This window comes from Pantoea sp. paga (genome assembly GCF_007558755.1).
GTDB lineage: Bacteria > Pseudomonadota > Gammaproteobacteria > Enterobacterales > Enterobacteriaceae > Pantoea > Pantoea agglomerans.
Genome location: NZ_VLTF01000002.1, coordinates 804,581 through 822,509, shown reverse-complemented (window position 1 = coordinate 822,509; position 17,929 = coordinate 804,581). Strand labels below are relative to the sequence as shown.

General features: G+C 51.4%; 12 protein-coding genes and 1 pseudogene. All 13 read right to left on the bottom strand.

Annotated elements, in window-relative coordinates:
- Positions 1 to 966, bottom strand: a complete 966-nt coding sequence (dgcA, locus tag FOV68_RS09560; protein ID WP_143990684.1) for an N-acetyl-D-Glu racemase DgcA — start codon at positions 964 to 966, stop codon at positions 1 to 3.
- A gap of 1 nt (position 967) precedes the next feature.
- Positions 968 to 1,975 (bottom strand): N-acetyltransferase DgcN, encoded by a 1,008-nt coding sequence (dgcN, locus tag FOV68_RS09555; protein WP_143990683.1) that lies wholly within the window; start codon positions 1,973 to 1,975, stop codon positions 968 to 970.
- Positions 1,976 to 2,337: 362 nt separating this feature from the next.
- Positions 2,338 to 2,733, bottom strand: a complete 396-nt coding sequence (locus tag FOV68_RS09550; protein ID WP_255473654.1) for a hypothetical protein — start codon at positions 2,731 to 2,733, stop codon at positions 2,338 to 2,340.
- A complete protein-coding gene (locus FOV68_RS09545) occupies positions 2,730 to 7,097 on the bottom strand; it encodes an RHS repeat-associated core domain-containing protein (RefSeq protein WP_255473653.1) in 4,368 nt (1,455 codons plus the stop codon). Before FOV68_RS09545 ends, FOV68_RS09550 begins: the two co-directional genes overlap by 4 nt.
- A 3-nt stretch (positions 7,098 to 7,100) precedes the next feature.
- On the bottom strand, positions 7,101 to 7,541 hold the full coding sequence (locus tag FOV68_RS09540) for a DcrB-related protein (RefSeq protein ID WP_143990682.1): 441 nt from the start codon (positions 7,539 to 7,541) through the stop codon (positions 7,101 to 7,103).
- Positions 7,542 to 7,558: 17 nt separating this feature from the next.
- Positions 7,559 to 8,404 (bottom strand): hypothetical protein, encoded by an 846-nt coding sequence (locus FOV68_RS09535; protein ID WP_255473652.1) that lies wholly within the window; start codon positions 8,402 to 8,404, stop codon positions 7,559 to 7,561.
- A 222-nt stretch (positions 8,405 to 8,626) separates the two neighbouring features.
- The gene (locus FOV68_RS24335) at positions 8,627 to 9,343 is read right to left on the bottom strand and encodes a hypothetical protein (RefSeq protein ID WP_255473651.1); all 717 of its coding nucleotides are present in this window, start codon (positions 9,341 to 9,343) and stop codon (positions 8,627 to 8,629) included.
- Between the two features lie 427 nt (positions 9,344 to 9,770).
- Positions 9,771 to 10,550, bottom strand: a complete 780-nt coding sequence (locus FOV68_RS09520; RefSeq protein ID WP_083068291.1) for a hypothetical protein — start codon at positions 10,548 to 10,550, stop codon at positions 9,771 to 9,773.
- Between the two features lies 1 nt (position 10,551).
- Entirely contained in the window at positions 10,552 to 13,137 is a 2,586-nt protein-coding gene (locus FOV68_RS09515) for a type VI secretion system Vgr family protein (RefSeq protein WP_143990680.1), read from the bottom strand.
- A gap of 174 nt (positions 13,138 to 13,311) precedes the next feature.
- A complete protein-coding gene (locus FOV68_RS09510; RefSeq protein ID WP_137241529.1) occupies positions 13,312 to 14,379 on the bottom strand; it encodes a hypothetical protein in 1,068 nt (355 codons plus the stop codon).
- A 22-nt stretch (positions 14,380 to 14,401) separates the two neighbouring features.
- Positions 14,402 to 14,836 (bottom strand): hypothetical protein, encoded by a 435-nt coding sequence (locus FOV68_RS09505; protein WP_137241530.1) that lies wholly within the window; start codon positions 14,834 to 14,836, stop codon positions 14,402 to 14,404.
- 23 nt (positions 14,837 to 14,859) lie between these two features.
- Positions 14,860 to 15,927 (bottom strand): PAAR domain-containing protein, encoded by a 1,068-nt coding sequence (locus tag FOV68_RS09500; protein ID WP_143990679.1) that lies wholly within the window; start codon positions 15,925 to 15,927, stop codon positions 14,860 to 14,862.
- Positions 15,928 to 16,390: 463 nt separating this feature from the next.
- Positions 16,391 to 17,921: pseudogene (locus FOV68_RS09495) on the bottom strand (type VI secretion system Vgr family protein); the annotation flags it as partial.
- Between the last annotated feature and the right edge of the window lie 8 nt (positions 17,922 to 17,929).

Sequence of the window (17,929 nt, the reverse complement as noted above, 5' to 3'; positions counted from 1 at the left end):
TTATAGCCAGATACGGCCTTGGGAGTAGCTCAGGAAAGGAGAACTGTCGGCGGCAAGCCAGATGGGGCCATCCAGATCGACGAACTCAGCGTTAACCGCGACGGGCAATGCGGCCTCCATGGCCAGTGACGAGCCCAGCATGCAACCGACCATAATGCGCATATTGAGCATCCGCGCTTCATCCACCATCGCCAGCGCTTCTGTCAGGCCACCGCACTTATCCAGCTTGATGTTGATCATCTCGTAGCGATCGCGTAATCCGGCAATATCCGCCCGCGTATGGCAGCTCTCATCGGCACAGACCGGTATGGGATGTTTGAAACGTAACAGGTCATGGTCCTGTCCGGCGGGAAGGGGTTGCTCCACCATCGCGATGTTGAATGCCTTCAGTGCCACCAGCAGGCTTTCCAGTTCCAGACCCGACCATGCTTCATTGGCATCGATAATGAGCGTGGCATGCGGTGCCGCCGCGCGAATCGCTGCTACTTTTTCCAGGATCGCATTACGGTCGAGCTTAATTTTGAGCAGGAGGGCGCCACGTGATACGGCATCCGCCGCCGCCAGAGCCATACATTCCTGCGTATCCAGGCTAAGGGTTTCTGCCGTAACAACCGACTCTGGCTGAGAGCAGGTGCTCTTTTGCCACAGCGTGTGATTAGTCCGTGCGGCATCAAGTCGCCATAGCGCACAGTCCAGCACGTTGCGCGCTGAACCGGCGGGTAAGCGGTGTTGCAGATCATGATGGCTGAGGCCCGACTCAATGTCAGTGCGTACCGCTTCGAGCATGGCCTGAACGCTATCCGGCGTCTCATCGTAGCGGGCCGTCGGGGTGCATTCGCCCTGCCCGATGAACCCCTCCTGCTCCAGCGTGACACGGATGACCGTCACGGCGGTGCGGGTACCGCGTGCGATAGCAAAGGGTCGCGCCAGCGGCAGCTCCACCACATCAATCTGCAACTTTCTCATTTCAGCCACGCTCCTGAAGCAGTGCGGCGATCTCATCAATACCAAAACGCACCGGATCTGTGGCCGGTAAGCCGAATTCAGCGCTGATTTCGGCGCAATAAGCGAGCGCCTCTTCTTCACTGTAATTGGAGGTGTTGATAGCAAAGCCAGCCAGCTGAACGGACTCACTGGTCACCTGTGCGGCACGCAGATTGGCTTCAACGCACGCCTGCAGGCTGACCATGGCCTGGTGTGGCAAATGACGCATGTGAGGTCGTCCCATTTCATGGCACATAACCAGCCAGTGTGGTTGTGCACCGTGCATCAGCCCCATACTCACGCCCGCATAGGAGGGATGGAACAGTGAGCCCTGACCTTCAACGATATCCCAGTGGTCCTCGTCATTCGCCGGTGACAGTGCTTCTGCTGCACCGGCAATAAAATCAGCGATGACCGCATCCACAGCAATGCCCTCCCCTGCGACCAGAATCCCGGTCTGCCCCGTGGCACGAAAATCGGCTTTCAGGCCACGCGCACGCATCGCCGCTTCCAGCGCCAGTGAGGTGTACATCTTGCCCACTGAGCAGTCCGTTCCCACCGTCAGTATCCGCTTACCTGAACGCTTCCTGCCGCTGCCAACACTGAGCGCTGGACGCATATGACGCAAATCAAAAAGCTCAACACCCGAAGCCTGTGCAAGCGTCACCAGCTCCGGTTCGTCTACCAGTCGGTGGTGCAGACCACTGGCCACATTCATGCCTGCTTTAATGGCACTTTTGATCGTTTCCAGCCAGTGCCCTGGCAGATAGCCCCCGGCATTGGCAGTGCCAAGCACCAGCGTTTTCGCTCCGCGCGCTTTGGCGCCGGGAATATCCAGTTCATCCAGACCCAGACTGACCGTGCAGCCCGGCAGTTTAATTTCGCCAACGCACTGCTCCGGCCGCCAGATATGAATACCGCGCGCCGTTTTTGCCGCAAGGGGATCGGTAACATCACCAAGAAAGAGTAAATAGGGTTGTGGGATTAGCATGTTGTCTCTCGTTTCAGCCAAAAGATCAGGTTCTGAAACCACTATTTCATGCGTTCTGAAAGGTGACGAATGCTTGTTTAGCAGGAGGGTATAACGGCAGGTTATAGCCAGAGGTAATAGTGATGATGGGTGGGTTTTTCAGGAGGATTGGGACAGGGTATGGATTAAAATATGGGGCGAACCATAGGAAAAGGAGATGTTTATGCAGGCAGAAAGGATGGGCTATGGACCGGAGCAGGAGAAGGTAAAATGGCTTATAGAATATTTAACGCCGGGCCGCTGGCGAGACACTCATGACGAATGCCAGCGACCCGGCCGGCTTATATCAGCGCAACAGAAAATCCCAAAACGGAAATAATCTTTTAAAAATCAGAATTTTTATTCTTAATACCCAAAACTTCACGCCCCCAGCGTAGTTCTTCTTCAGTTTTCTTCCTTAACTCTAAAATGACATATCCTAATAACTCATGTAAATTTTGGCCAAGATACAATTTAAAAAAATACCCCTCATTCCTTATGTTAATAAGGAACACTGTATCCTCATGGTTTTTCTCCAGTTCGGTTATTAGCTTTTCTAAGCCTATCGCATTTAATCCTGAGCGTTTAGCATTCTCATAATGAACTTTCATCAAGCGCAATTCATTTTGTTTATTGCATTCAAAGGCAGCAATTTTATTATTGCCATTATTGTTCAATAAGCCCTTGTAAATCTCAGGAAAATGCTCATCTATAAGCTTGGATGCTTTTAAGTCAATCACGGCAGAAATACCTCCACATCACCAAACCGAACTCCTTTCATTAATATCTCTCGCTCCATCCATTCATCAAAGGAATATTCCCACGACCAGGCATCACCTGGTTTAGGTGCTCCCGTTTTAACTCTGAGCACAACACCCTCTGCACCAGCGAACCCTCGCGCAACAGCAGGATCATCAGTCCATGAAGTAAATGGACTATCTCCAGACACACCGCCGAAGTTATGCTCTTCAGGAGATATTTTAGAATTTACATTACCCGGTACAACCTTACCTTTCAAAGCATTATCCCATTCAGGATGACCTTTATGTATCCCTCTGTAATTATATTGCCCTTGCTCAGCCTCGGGTAACCGCTTTGTTGGTTTATCACCACATGCTGTCAAGCCCCACGGATCCACCCATCCCAGCGCATTCGGCGCATACTGGTAAAGGTTGATCCCGCCCGCCAGCCCTATCGGGTCCTGCTGGGTAAACCGTCCGCTGTCCGGATCATAATAACGAAACAGATTGTAGTGCAGTCCGGTTTCCCGGTCCAGGTACTGGCCCTGCATACGCAGGTTCTGCTGAACAACTGGCATCCGCTGGCTGGACTCGCGCAGCAGCTTGCCCCACGGGCTGTTGATACCTTCCCAGGCTTTTTGCCCTTCACCGTCAGTCAGCAGCTCCGGCATTCCGTTGGCCGCATTATGGAACCAGTAAATCTCCGGGCTTTCCACACCATCAATACGCGCCAGCGGCTCATAGCTCTGGCTGTCGCTGTAAACGTAGGTCAGCGGAGTGCCGTCGTGGATTTCCTGCAGCAGGCGGTAGCCTTCCCACACAAAGCGCGTCGTGACGGCGTCGCCAGACGGTCTTCCCTGCAACAGCTGCTGGCTGGTTTTACTGATGCGGCGTCCCAGCGGATCGTAACGGAAACTCACCTTAGTGCGCGGCTTATTACGGTCCCGTGGCTCGCTGATGACGTCCGTCAGGCGATGCTCACCATCGTAGCGATATCGCCAGCGGGTATGCCCGTCATCTTTCTCAGTGGTACGGCCATGAATGTCATATTGCCAGCGGATACCGTTCAGTTCGGTGACGCGGTTATTCATGACATGAGCGGCACTATGGCGATCCAGCGGGTTGCCTGCGCCATCCCAGCGCCACTGTTCATTACCCGGCTGCGCACCGTCCTGAGACAACAGCCGGCCGGCGTTATCGTAGTTCCATAATGTCTGGCTGAACGGATTATCGTCGCGCTCTTCACGGATCAGGTTGTTGCCGTAATCGAAGTCGCGACGCCGGGACCAGACGCGCGGTGCAGGACGCTGTGAGTCACCCTTAAACACGTCACGGCGACGCAGTCTGCCTAACCGATCGTACTCACTGCGCATGGTGAGGCCGCCCTGCGTCCGGCTGAGTTCCCGATGCAGTGTGTCACGGGTAAATTCCGTGACCGGCAGGTTGTCTAATGCAATGCTCAGCAGATGGCCGCTACCATAATAAAGCTGCTTCAGGTTGCGGCCATCCGGCAAGGTTAAGTCTGTGCAGTTGCCCAGCGCGTCATACTCCCACGCCAGTTCGCCCTGCTCCCCCTGCTCAGCAACGATGCGGCCCAGCGCATCGTACTTAAAGTTAATCTCCTGCTCGGCCTGCTGGCTCCACTCGGTGTCAGACAGCGGCAGATGCTGCGACACTTTGCCCAGTTGCCCCCCACCGCTGTAGTGATAGCGCGTCTGGCCTTCCGGCGTGGTCCGCGCCAGCAGTTGCCCCGCACGGCTCCAGTGATAGCGATGGGTAATGGACTGAGGATGTCCGGCAGCAAAGGTGCGTGATACCGTGCGGCCCGCCGCATCATAGTCATATCGTGTGGCAACGCCATCCAGCCCGACCTGGGCCAGCAACAGAGAATCTGCGCCCCACTCGAACTGATACTGCTCGCCGTTCTCGTTTTGTAGCGCCGTCAACCGGCCACGGCTGTCCCAGCTTCGCTGAACCGTCTCACCCTGTGCATTACGGTTGGCGATCAAGCGCCCGACATTGTCGTAACGGAATTCACTGCGCTTGCCATCAGCCGATTCATAGGCCAGCGGCAGTCCGTTTTCACTCCAGTGCAACCGCTCTTCCCATCCTTCTGCGCGTTCCAGCTGAAGAGGACGGCCTGCTGCATCATAGTGATAACGGGTTTCTTCACCATCCGGCGCGATGACACAGCTGAGCCAGCCCAGGGGATGATAACGGTAGCGCGTGGTCAGCCCTGAACAGTCGGTTTCACGGATAACCTGGCCGGCATCGTTAAACTCACGGCGGTAGCTGTTACCTGCTGCGTCAGTCTCCTCGACAACCAGTCCGAACTCATCCCGCTTATACAGCGTGCTTTGCCCGAGCGCATCAACAACGCGTTCAAGGCCGTGATGGGGATCGTAATAGTATTTCGTTGTGGAACCGTCTGCTCCGGCAACAACCGTGGGCAGCGAACGGTGTGACAGCCATTGCACCGCCTGCACACCACCGTCAGCATCCTTCTCTTCAACACGGTTGCCCAGATCGTCATAGGTGAAGCTCACCGCGTTGCCCAGCGGATCGATGCGACGCGTCAGGAGTTCGTTTTCATCCCACTCGTAGCGCCACTTCTCGCCGCGCTCGTCGATAAAACAGGTGATGAGCCCCGCGGCATTCCAGTGATGTTCGCGCTGCTGACCGTCATAGGTCGACACGCGCGTGATGCCCGCCTCAAGATCGTAATGCATGTGGCAGCCATCACCGCTGTTGGTGCGGTTTTCTATAACGCGCCAGTGATCCAGCTTCTGCCAGCGATATTCACTCTCCAGCCCGCCCGGCAGCTGATGCCAGACCATTAACCCGTCATCGTTGTAACGGAAGCGTCGTGAGACAACGCCTGCGGCATCGGTGACGCTGGCAAGCTGGCCCCGATCATTGTAGGTCCAGCGCGTCAGTGGCCAGTGCTGATCGCCATCAACATGGCTGGCTGATGTCGGGCGCCGCGTATGCTGTTTGTCGTCGTAGTGCAGCGTGACGTCAATTGCCAGCGGCGCGTCATGGATACGCACCAGGCGGGCCTGTTCATCCCAGCCCATCTCCAGCGCATTACCGTACTCGTCGCTCAGTGAAGCCAGGCGCAGCACCTGCGGATCAGCGGCCGTGCACCTGTAAAGACGCCATACCGCACCGTCGTCATCGGCAATGGCGATATCGCCAGACGCGTTGCGCCGCACCATCAGCCCTTCGCTGATGCTGTAGAGCACCTCTTTGTCACCGGGAACGTCAAAGCTCAGCTCGCGCCCGTTGTCATCAAACCAGGTTGCCCGATTCCCTTCCAGCGTCAGGTAGCTGTCAAACACCGTGGCCCAGCCCTGACCAAACAGCCCAGCGCGCTGGGTCAGGCTGTTATAGCTGCGCTGAAAACTGAGCGGGAAACGTCCGGGAAGGGAAAAATCGCGCTCGGCATCATCATTAAGGACTTTGACGCCGGTCGCCGCGTGTACCGGAAACAGCGACGAAAAGGCCGCGTTAATAGCCATGTCCGCTGCCATACCACCCACGGCACCGGCCAGCGCGCAGGGCATGTTTTTCAGGATCTGACTGGGGCGACCACGGATGAGGGAAAGGCCGATCATCATCACGGCCAGGCCTGGCACCTTGCCGCTTTTGATCTCTCTGACCGTGACGGTTTCACCACCAATGATGACATTGGGGGAAACATCGTCGCTCACGGTGGCGTCACAGGTGGTTTTATCCTTTGCGCGCACCGCAGGCTGGCCATTGATAAAGACGCTTTTCGATCCCTGAGCCAGATATTGCGGTGCACTGTGTTTTTCACAAGCCACTTTGTCCTGCTCCAGCGGAGAGGTGCCCGCATCAGCGGAGGCTACCGTGGGCTGCCACATTGCACTGCCAAACTGGCCGACCGCAGAGAGCAACATGCCGCCATAGTCGGCGAAGCTCTGCGGCGATTGTGGTTCCGGTGGCGGTGTCTCGCCGGGCGTGAGCATCCCGGCCGCGCGTGCGGCTAAAAGACCATTAACGTAGACATTCACTGATCCACTGGCGATTACTCCGGCAGGTGACGGCGGGAATATCATGTTTCCCAGCTCATCGGCAGCTTTGCTGATCTCTTGTGACAGACCAACGGCATTGGCCAGTACACCACCCAGAATACCGCTGAGCAGGCAACTGTTACCCACGGCTGCTACACTCGCCGCTGCCGCCCCAGTACCCAGCAGGGGCGCTGCCGAGACGATAGCAGCACCCACTGCGGCACCAATGACGGCATAGGCCGCACCTTCAGCCACAATGCTTGTGATATCAGCGAAAATGCTGGAGTGAATGATCTCGTCGCCCACGCGGGCAGCAGGGTTATCCATAGGTTATGCTTTCCGTGGATTGTTCAGACTCAGGCTTTGTTTAAATGCACTCCAGCGCTGTCCATCCTCTTCATTGAATGGACGCATGGCTGAGAGCGTAAAAATCATTAAGATGTTCGAGTCAGGCACCTGTGTAGCCAGCTGTTTCTGCCACACTGCCTGCCCGTTACGGTCAAATACGGTTTCAACTTCTACCGCGTGTAATGTGTTATCCACACCTGCCATCAAACGTACAAATTCAGTCTGCTGGATATGGCCCATCTGACTCCGCAATGTGTCCCACTGACGCTGAAACTCTTTTTCCGCATCACTGTCCTCAGAAATAACGCCACGGCTCACAACCCATGCCAGCCCACTGACTTCATCGCGGAGAATATTCATGGTGGTGTCCTGCCAGGCAGCAGGAAAAAGCGCAAAGGCGCCCTCATTGAATTGGTAATGCATATTGGGTATCCGTTTTATTAATTGTTTGTGGCGGGTGGAATCAGGCTATGGTATTCGCCATCAACGTTATCGGCATTAGTGAGTATCTGTGTATTATCACGCGCAACTTTAATGTCGAAAAGTCGATGCGTAATATCAGGATCGCCACCGCAACTGGCGTCGTGATTATCTTCACGAACCGTAATAATAAAGAAACTTTCATCACTGCTGTCGTCGAGATCGTATCGCAGGCATTTCTCATTGAGGGTGGTCAGGTGCCAGGTATGAATTGCTTCGGTTGCAGCGCTGATAGCCTGGTCAGCGCTGATTTCGCTTTGCTCTACACCCATGTCTGTTTTCAACATGATGCAGCTGACCTTTCCCTGGTCAATCTGGAACATCAACTGTTTCCCGCCAGACGGGTAGACAAGCCAGTGCTGATTATCACTGTTATCTTCTTTTCCGGGTCCATAGGCTTGCTGAACCTGTTCCAGGCTATCGCCTACCTTTATATTTCGGGACGTCGGCACATTGGCATTTTCCAGAAGGATCTCAGCCAGAACCGTGTGGCTGGCATCTCCAACCGCCGCCGCGCTGAACAACTCAAAGCCGTCATAGCTATGCTGGAAGTAGTTGTACTGCTGGTTATTGATAGCCACTTCTCCGGCCAGAACTGAACTCAGAGCCTTACCAGCCCGTACGAAGCTTTCATTGCTCCATGTGTCTCCGGGAGTGAAAGCATAGTCGTTTAGCAGAACGGAAAAATCGCCCTCGTTAAGGGCAGGAACGGTCAATTCCGTGCTGGATTCAGCCCTGACAATGCAGGATAAAACCATGAGGACAGGCACAAATATAATGCTGGCGAAATAACGGTTTACAATCATTGTGTTTTTATCGGGGGTTGACAATAGAAAACAAGAAGGGTATTTAATCACTAAGAGTAACGTAATTAAAATCTTTTAAATTAAAGAAATTACTCACACTTCAACATTATGTGGGGTGGAGAGTACATATCACCACCCTAATAAAACCCATAACATTATTATAATGTCATTCTTATTACTTGAAATACAGTAAAAATCTCACTTGAGTGATAATGAAAATTATCATTCCCACCTGCCACCTTGCTTAACAAGCGTTTTATTACCCTGTTCCACCTTCAATTCAAGCGGATTAAAGCTCACAACATAATCTACACCGCTATTATTGAAAAGCATCCCTTCAGCTTTATTTGAGTTTACAGGCTGTGTAGTTTTACCTTCAAGAGTAATTTGTTTTCCATCTTTATTTCTGAGGCCTATGTATTTAACCTTATCACACACAGTATAAAAACCCCCACAACTATTCAATAAAGTAATCGTGAAATCAGATGTAGACAAAACCTTCATATCTGATTTTAAATCTCCTTCACTAACATCTTTGTCAAGATTATAAGTTTTTGGCGCATAAAAATCCCCATTCTCAGGGTCTTTGATTAACTTCCATAAAACTTTATTATCTTTAAGTTCTAAATTTGCTTTACCCTTCACTCCGCCAAATGAAGAATCAAATTCAATCAAAGCATTTTTACCGTTTGCAGTACCTTTGAGATTGCTGTCATTATCATCAGGGCAATCTATTTTATTTCCGCCCCTTGTCACATAACAATAACTACCCGTTATGTTATTATTACTCTGTTTTAACATTAATGTTAGAGTGGAATATAATGATCCATTATCATTTTTCTCTTGCCCACTCCACTGACCAGTAAAATTATCAGAAGCAAACAAGGATAATGAAGAGATTGACAACAAAACCGCTAAGCTAAATCCAACTTTATTCATTTGATTAACCTTTAAAATCCAGACAATCATTAACCCTATTAATCCAGCCGTTAAGATTAGGTAAATTTAGAGTTACAGCGCCTGGCTGAGCGAGTTGTCATCACGCTTTTCACAGATTAGGTTATTGTCATAGTCAAAGTTTTCACTTATCTGCGTGCCCGCCTGCTTCTGAGTTTAACTGCTACAATCTTCACCTAAAGCAAAACAATGATGATTAATAATTACACGAAAGTCAGAGGCATTTAGTTCAGTACTGAAATAATCCGCCATTACACAATGAGCATAAAAAAATAACAGACAGCAGCACACCTAATCGAAAAATAAATTATATTTAAGATCTGCCACTTTAAAAATCCATTTATATATGATGTGCAAAAATCGTGTGTGATAGTGCGTAAAATTAGCACACCATCACACAGGAATTTAATTACTCGGAATCACTCTTCCACTTTCCGTCTTCAGATAGTACGATTTTATTATTAACAACAACAGTAAGGTTACTAATTACATTATTGATAATATAGGTTGCATCATGATTACGGAATTTATAACTCAACACCGGGCAGGATGCTTGACCACAATCACTTTTCATGGCTTTGCCTTTTAATCTTACAACTGCCCCATCTGATTTCCTTACACCCTCATAACTAACGTCATTACACTCCGAACCCACAGGGCAAAGCGACGTTATTTTGATTTTGAATTTTTCCGTCTCGAAAACTTTCTCGCTATTGCTTTGCATTTCTTTTTGGTTTTTAGCAGGAGTAACTGACTGTTCTTTATCAAAACGCTTTGCCCAACTCGCAATATCTTCCTGCATTTTATTATTTGCACGATCATTGCTTACATAATGTATTTTATTATCTTCAGGCAGCATCCATGCAGCATACACTTTACCGTCAGGCTGTATAACAAATGCTGAAGCCTGCTCAAGATAAAGATCTTTTAACCAGCCCTCGACAAATATACCCCCCTTAGCTGTTTTGTGAGGCTCGCCAAATACATCAAAATTCTGGCTAAAGTCACTGTACTCGCTGCCTAAAACAGATTTTAAACTGGAAACGACTTTCTGGTCATTAAAAATAGCTGAAACATTATTCAGGTTATTATACTGAGAATAAGCCGTCTGAGTATCCGATGCTGTTGCAACACCTATTGAGCCACCTGTAAAAACAACCAGAAAAAATAACTTAATAAATAGATTCATTTCATTCACCTGAAAACTTCAAAAATTCAGCAGCTTCATTGGTATAGCGCTTAGTCAAACCGGTTGAATAATGATCCCACCAGTTATATGAAACACCATTTTTCACCGTAGTGGTTGAACCATATATAGCCTTGTCATAATTCAATCTGGCGCTGACAAGATCATTTTGGAATTCAGAAGAACCCATTTTTTCAACATAGTCAATAGATTTTTCAGTGAGTTGTGAAGATTTGACGATATCATCACCACTCATAGAATTGAGTATAGCCTGAGCACCTCCCACTCCTCTCATGTGTGCTAATGACATAACGGCTGCTTGTTTTCCTGGATCACTAAAATTAAGCGCCCCGGCTTTTTGGGCTGTCTGGTTCATATATTTTGACACCACCTCAAATTCTTCATCACTCCCCTGACCATACTTCTTCCTGGCGGTTGCGATATCGTTATATGCAGGCCCAAATCCTTTTCTGAAACCGTACATTTCCGGAACACCGCCCTGTTCACCACCCGCTCCTTCTGACTTCATAATTGATCGAACAACACTGTCATCAAGTTTCTTAGCGTCATCCGAATTAGCGGTTTGTTTTAACGGTGCAGCCGCCCCTTTCGCCGGTGCCGCCGCAGCTTTTGGCGCAGCCGGAGCCGCCTGTCCTTTCTGCTTCGGCGGGAACAGATTCTCTACGGCCTGGCTGATATTCTGTTTATGACTGGAGCCCGGTGCACTTGTGCCCGGCTTCGCGCCATCCGTGTTCAGGTTCAGTTTGCCGCCAGAGGTGGTGATATGACCATCACCCTGCACAAAAATATTGAAGCCCTTGCCCACAATATTAATCTGGCCATTCGCATTCAGTTCGATAGCACTCTCTCCGCATTCAAGGCGAAGTTTAGTCCCCGAACCCACTACATAGGTATCGACCACCGCATCGAGTTTGCCTTTACCGGTCAGCCGCTCTTCGCCCCCTTTTACACCGTGGACACGGTTGGTTTCGACACGGTAGAGCTCATTGCCGCCCGCGTAGTGGCTGTGATTGTTGGCGACTGAATGGCTGGCGTCATTTTTAACATGGGTATCCATGTTCTTCTGCGCCTGAATCCACAGATGTTCCTCACCCGACTTATCCTCAAACCTTAACGCGTTCGCGGTGTCCGCCGTGCCATCCTTCGACCGGCTCAGAAACCCCATCTGCGTCGCCGCTGCCGGCAGCGCCCACGGCGGCATGCTTGCCTCGTTGTAAACCCGGCCGATGATCAGCGGACGATCCGGATCGCCGTTGATGAAGTCCACCACCACTTCGTCGTTCACTCGCGGGATCTGCACCCCGCCAAATCCCTGACCGGCCCAGGCGCTGGAGACGCGCACCCAGCAGGAGCTGGTGTCGTCGCCCTTCGCCAGCCGGTCCCAGTGAAACTTCACCTTCACCCGCCCGTAGCGGTCGGTCCAGATCGACTCGCCTTTGGGCCCCACCACCTTCGCGGTCTGCGGGCCGTGCGTTTTCGGCCACGCCGTTTCGGGCGGCGTGCGGTAGGTCACTGACGACGGCAGCACCGTGAAGTGGATGTTGTGACGGCTGTCGCCGGTGTCACCGCTGGCGTAGGCGTTCTCGGCGAAGTCATAGGTCGCCGAGGTCACCAGATACTCGCCGTTGTCGCTGAAGTGCGGCGCGTTGATGATGGAGAAGGTAAAGCCCGGCGCGATGCCGGTGGCGGTGCCCGACCCGCTCACGCTGTGGTGCTCGGCCTGCCACACCTCCTGACGGATGCGCGCGTAGGACTCACCGTGGCTGTGGTCGACAAAGTGACCCGGCCAGTCGTAGACGTCCACCGAGCCCGGTACCGGCGACGCCGGGTTCTGCCGCGCCTGCAGCATCCAGGCGTTCGGCTTGCGGAAGTCGTAGTCGTCGGTGCTGTAGATGCCCGGCGTCACGCTTTCCGCCAGCGACCACTGGCTGATGCCCTCTTCAGTGACCACGCCGCCCGACGGAGTGACGTGATAGGCAATGGTCTCATAGCCCGGAAACGCCTGATGCTGGTCCGGCGCGTCGCACAGCACCAGCGTGTGTCTGTCCGCCTCGTGCCGGAAGAAGTAGTAAATTCCCTCCAGCTCCATCAGGCGGCTGATAAAGTCCAGGCTGCTCTCCTGATACTGTACGCAGTACTCCCACACCCGGTAGCTGCCCGCCAGGCGCGTCTCCACGTTGACCCCGTACTCCTTCAGCAGCGTCTGCACAATCTGCGGCACCGTCTGGCTCTGGAAGATGCGCAGGTTGCGGTCGCGCTTCATCGGCCACAGGTCCGGCTCCACCGTCAGCGCGTAGACCGCGTAGCGGGTGCCGCTCAGCTCCTGGCTGCGCACCGCCACCCGGGTGATTTTGCCGTTGAGGTAGCGCGGGCTCAGCGCGTTCATCAGCCCGTCGGTCGGCAGCGTAAACGTCACCGGCTTGCCCAGCAGGGCGTGGCGGTCGATGCGCGCGTCGGTGGCCAGCAGTTCAGCGGTGAGCACAAACGGACGGGACAGCGTCTCGGTCCCCTTAAGCGTATGGAACAGCAGGCCGTCCGCCGGCAGCTGTGCGGTAATGCGTGAGAACATGGTGATTTACCTGACTGACTTGAACGGCAGGGTGTTACCTGACCGAAAGTGTAGAAAGAAATGTTGCGGATTCAGCCCAAGGAGGGTTTTGTAATTTATAATTGATTATCAAAAGCTGATACTTAATGGCAGGCGATTAAATAAAACATTATGATTCAAGAATTTCTTTATCTATCAGATATTTTCTATTTTTATTGTGGAAAGAATGATTTCCATACATCTTTTGTTGATTTCAAAATGGTAATCATGTGGATTCCTTTGTCTGCCTACTAACTCGGCATAGCACCATAGACTTGATTGCCGGAAAATATACATCTGATAAAAAGCTCGCATTTTATCTTTTTCACTAGATACTAGACCGCTGCACGTTTGAAAAACAGAATCGGACGCATCATTAATTTCATTCTGTAGCGATTCGGGTTCATTAGTAACAAGTGAGATGTTATCTAAAGTCTGATGGAATCTTTCCGTAGCCTTCTCAAAAACACTGTCAGCTGAGGGGAAGTCCTTAACAGGATAAAAATAAAGATTAATTACGCCATAGTTGACATGATCAACAGTGTGTTCAATAACCATTCGGTTGGTCGCAATTGTTTTTGCACGCCACGAACCAGGAACCTTGAACGAACCACTGCTTCCCAAATCAACCGTAACTAATAATTCCGCCATTCCTAAATTGCTGCGATGTAAAAGATCCCAGTTAACAGACGTCACATAAATATCGTTTAGCAGAGTTGCATAATCATGACTAGCACAGGATACTTTTAACAAAAAATAGTTACCGCCGCTTTCCTGCGGGTTATAATCTTTCTGAACCGTATAACGAGAAATTACCTCATCGCCAGATTCATGTTTTCTGATAGTGAGCACATCTGCAAACATACCGTTTTCAGATGCTTTGCCAACAAAACGGCGGTGCAACACTGTCTCCCCCATTATGGACAGTTTTTTGAATAACCAGTCGGCGGCATTCATCTCCCACTGGCAATGTTCATAACCCATCCAAACCTCAAGATAAGGTGAAGTGTCTGTTGTTAGATAGCGTCCAATGTTGGTTAAACCCACTGCAGGAAAATCAACCGGGTTAACCTCTGCAGGCTTCAATCCTTGTGGAAGAACAACCCAATAATTGAGCATTTCTTTAGGTGCCGATGTGTATAGGCATTTCCAGAATCGCTGCTGTGTTTCCTGCCCTGTAAAAGCTGATATAACCGGAAAATCATAAATCATTTCAACGTTCATAAAACTCCTTTTTACCAAATACTCAGGCTAGCCAAATACCATAGAACATCAATACGCTTCCACAGGAAATAACACATTTCGCGAGAACAAGAAGAGAAAAAGAAAAGCCACTCGAAACAGACGATAATTGATTATAGTTTTCATAGTTGTATTTTTTATGGAAGACCATAATCTTTTTAAAGATGGCACATAGCATTACCACCATGAATTTCATACCCAAAACAGTCAAAAGAGAGAGACCTAAAGCTGTAGTAAAATGTCTAGCTAATGCCATAGGCATTATTTCCCATGACACAATCAAATCATGCATAAGCCGCCCAAGTAAAGCGGTAAAAATCAAAACTCCAACCACTTTCAAAATAAGCATAAACCATTCTTTTTTATTAAAAAAATCCTGACCATTCCATAAATAAATAAGTGTCAGGATAAGAAAAATGACAAAAAAAATGTAATTCACTATAAACTCCTCTGTAATGAAAATCAGTCACCAACTATAACACTGCTACAACCGGTGATAATAAATCCTTCACCACTGCCAGTTTTTTTAATTTTTTTATTTTCACTATCATCATCTTCATATCCCCATTCTAAAATTCTTTTGATGGAAATTTTCGTATCAATGTCAAACCCTAACCCCAGAGCCATCATAACTTCACCTGAAAGCTTTATATTAAGTGAGTCGTCGTTAGTATCAATATATCCCGTTATTCCTCCAGAAAGTCCAACTGCGACTGCAGTTCCGCTAATTTTTGCATTAGTCACAATAATACCATATAAATCAAAGTTGCCTGAGGCCTCTCCTTTGATCGCTGCTGCTTCTGCACCCGCTTCCGCGCTAAACCCGTAGCGCCCATTATTACCTTTGTAAATCTCCGAAACTGCCTTAGCTTCAGCGGTTCCCAATGTCACATCTCCGGTACCGCTGCCGTAAAGTGTTCCCTCCTTGCCCAAAGCACCGCTTGCACCATACTGCATCCCCAATGCAGTAGCGCTGTTGTTAAATCCCGTAATATCGCTGTCACCACTGTAACCGTACCAGGTCCCTGTCACATTGGCTACCGCGATTTTATTGCGCAATTCGCCTCTTGTAAGATCATTACTCTTCATATTACCTATGGTTAGGTCTTCAAGAGCAAACCCTGATGAGGCCGTATCAAAACTGCCGTCAGCATTTTTATCCTGCAAACTGGAGATGGCACTCAGTATGGTTGCATCAAAATGATCACCGTGTATTGTGCCATCTTCACTTGCTTTTTTAGCAAGGCTTCCTCCCCAATACTGGGGAGGCTTTGCCTGTGGTTTATCTTCTTTGGTTGCGCCAGATACACTACATTGCGTTTTGTCACCCTTTCGCGCCAATGGCAATCCGTTAACATAAACGCTGACCGTTCCGCCGACGATAATACCGTTACCATGCTCTGAACAGACGATACGATCGCTTTTCCTTGCAGCGGGGAAACCGCCGATAATCACATCTGGGCTACCAGACTGGATTGGGCCACTGTGCGCTGCTTTATCTATCAGAGCTCTGGCAGCTGGCATTCCCATGCATCTTCTCCTTTTTAACAATATCAGCTGTTAATTTTGACTACAGCACTTCTGATGTCCGTGATGTTCGTCCCGGAGATCTCAACACTGTCACTAGCCTTGAGTTGCGCATTTACACCGCCCCCCAACATTGTCATTTTTTTGCCCGTCAGCATGGCAGTTTCAACACTTTCTGCCTGGATATTTCCTGCGTTAACCTGAATCTGAATCCCATCGGGAGATATCAAAATATAGTTATCGTTCACCTTTAATTTGATGCTGGTGTTAGCTTCAAGCAACGCATTGCCCTCTTTATCCATGGTCAGCACCGTTTCGCCTTCGCCAACATTAATAACGTGCTGGATGCCCGTATTGCTCACCGCATGTTCACCCACGTCGGCCTGACGATTGCGCTTTATCGTGACTTTTTCGTCACGGCCTATGCTTTTCTGCCGATCCACACCAACATGGTGCGTCTCACAGCTTTCCACTTCCGTATCCATATTTTTTTCGGCGTGGATCCAAATCTGCTCATGCCCTGCTTTGTCTTCAAAACGCAACGCATTAGCAGTATCGCTGTTGCCATCCTTCGACCGGCTCAAAAAGCCCATCTGCGTCGCCGCCGCCGGCAGCGCCCACGGCGGCATGCTCGCCTCGTTGTAAACCCGCCCGATGATCAGCGGACGATCCGGATCGCCGTTGATGAAGTCCACCACCACTTCGTCGTTAACTCGCGGGATCTGCACCCCGCCAAATCCCTGACCGGCCCAGGCGCTGGATACGCGTACCCAGCAGGAGCTGGTGTCGTCGCCCTTCGCCAGCCGGTCCCAGTGAAACTTCACCTTCACCCGTCCATAGCGGTCAGTCCAGATCGACTCGCCTTTGGGTCCCACCACCTTCGCCGTCTGCGGGCCGTGCGTTTTCGGCCACGCCGTTTCCGGCGGCGTGCGGTAGGTCACCGACGACGGCAGCACCGTGAAGTGGATGTTGTGACGGCTGTCGCCGGTGTCGCCGCTGGCGTAACTGTTTTCGGCAAAGTCATAGGTCGCCGAGGTCACCAGATACTCGCCGTTGTCGCTGAAGTGCGGCGCGTTGATGATTGAGAAGGTAAAGCCCGGCGCGATGCCGGTTGCCGTGCCCGACCCGCTGACGCTGTGGTGCTCAGCCTGCCACACCTCCTGACGGATGCGCGCGTAGGACTCGCCGTGGCTGTGGTCGACAAAGTGACCCGGCCAGTCGTAAACGTCCACCGAGCCCGGCACCGGCGACGCCGGGTTCTGCCGCGCCTGCAGCATCCAGGCGTTCGGCTTGCGGAAGTCGTAGTCGTCGGTGCTGTAGATGCCCGGCGTCACGCTCTCCGCCAGCGACCACTGGCTGATGCCCTCTTCGGTGACCACGCCGCCCGACGGGGTGACGTGATAGGCGATGGTTTCATAGCCCGGAAATGCCTGATGCTGGTCCGGCGCGTCGCACAGCACCAGCGTATGCCTGTCCGCCTCGTGGCGGAAGAAATAGTAAATCCCCTCCAGCTCCATCAGGCGGCTGATAAAGTCCAGGCTGCTCTCCTGATACTGCACGCAGTACTCCCACACCCGGTAGCTGCCCGCCAGGCGCGTCTCCACGTTGACCCCGTACTCCTTCAGCAGCGTCTGCACAATCTGCGGCACCGTCTGGCTCTGGAAGATGCGCAGGTTGCGGTCGCGCTTCATCGGCCACAGGTCCGGCTCGACCGTCAGCGCATAGACCGCGTAGCGGGTGCCGCTCAGCTCCTGGCTGCGCACCGCCACCCGGGTGATTTTGCCGTTAAGGTAGCGCGGGCTCAGCGCGTTCATCAGCCCGTCGGTCGGCAGCGTAAACGTCACCGGCTTGCCCAGCAGGGCGTGGCGGTCGATGCGCGCGTCGGTGGCCAGCAGTTCAGCGGTGAGCACAAACGGACGGGACAGCGTCTCGGTCCCCTTAAGCGTATGGAACAGCAGGCCGTCCGCCGGCAGCTGTGCAGTAATGCGTGAGAACATAAGTAATC

What these genes read in the sequence shown, in the direction of transcription:
- dgcA (WP_143990684.1), bottom strand. Translation starts at nt 966, where the DNA reads ATGAGAAAGTTGCAGATTGATGTGGTGGAGCTGCCGCTGGCGCGACCC.
- dgcN (WP_143990683.1), bottom strand. Translation starts at nt 1,975, where the DNA reads ATGCTAATCCCACAACCCTATTTACTCTTTCTTGGTGATGTTACCGAT.
- FOV68_RS09545 (WP_255473653.1), bottom strand. Translation starts at nt 7,097, where the DNA reads ATGGATAACCCTGCTGCCCGCGTGGGCGACGAGATCATTCACTCCAGC.
- FOV68_RS09540 (WP_143990682.1), bottom strand. Translation starts at nt 7,541, where the DNA reads ATGCATTACCAATTCAATGAGGGCGCCTTTGCGCTTTTTCCTGCTGCC.
- FOV68_RS09535 (WP_255473652.1), bottom strand. Translation starts at nt 8,404, where the DNA reads ATGATTGTAAACCGTTATTTCGCCAGCATTATATTTGTGCCTGTCCTC.
- FOV68_RS24335 (WP_255473651.1), bottom strand. Translation starts at nt 9,343, where the DNA reads ATGAATAAAGTTGGATTTAGCTTAGCGGTTTTGTTGTCAATCTCTTCA.
- FOV68_RS09520 (WP_083068291.1), bottom strand. Translation starts at nt 10,550, where the DNA reads ATGAATCTATTTATTAAGTTATTTTTTCTGGTTGTTTTTACAGGTGGC.
- FOV68_RS09515 (WP_143990680.1), bottom strand. Translation starts at nt 13,137, where the DNA reads ATGTTCTCACGCATTACCGCACAGCTGCCGGCGGACGGCCTGCTGTTC.
- FOV68_RS09510 (WP_137241529.1), bottom strand. Translation starts at nt 14,379, where the DNA reads ATGAACGTTGAAATGATTTATGATTTTCCGGTTATATCAGCTTTTACA.
- FOV68_RS09500 (WP_143990679.1), bottom strand. Translation starts at nt 15,927, where the DNA reads ATGGGAATGCCAGCTGCCAGAGCTCTGATAGATAAAGCAGCGCACAGT.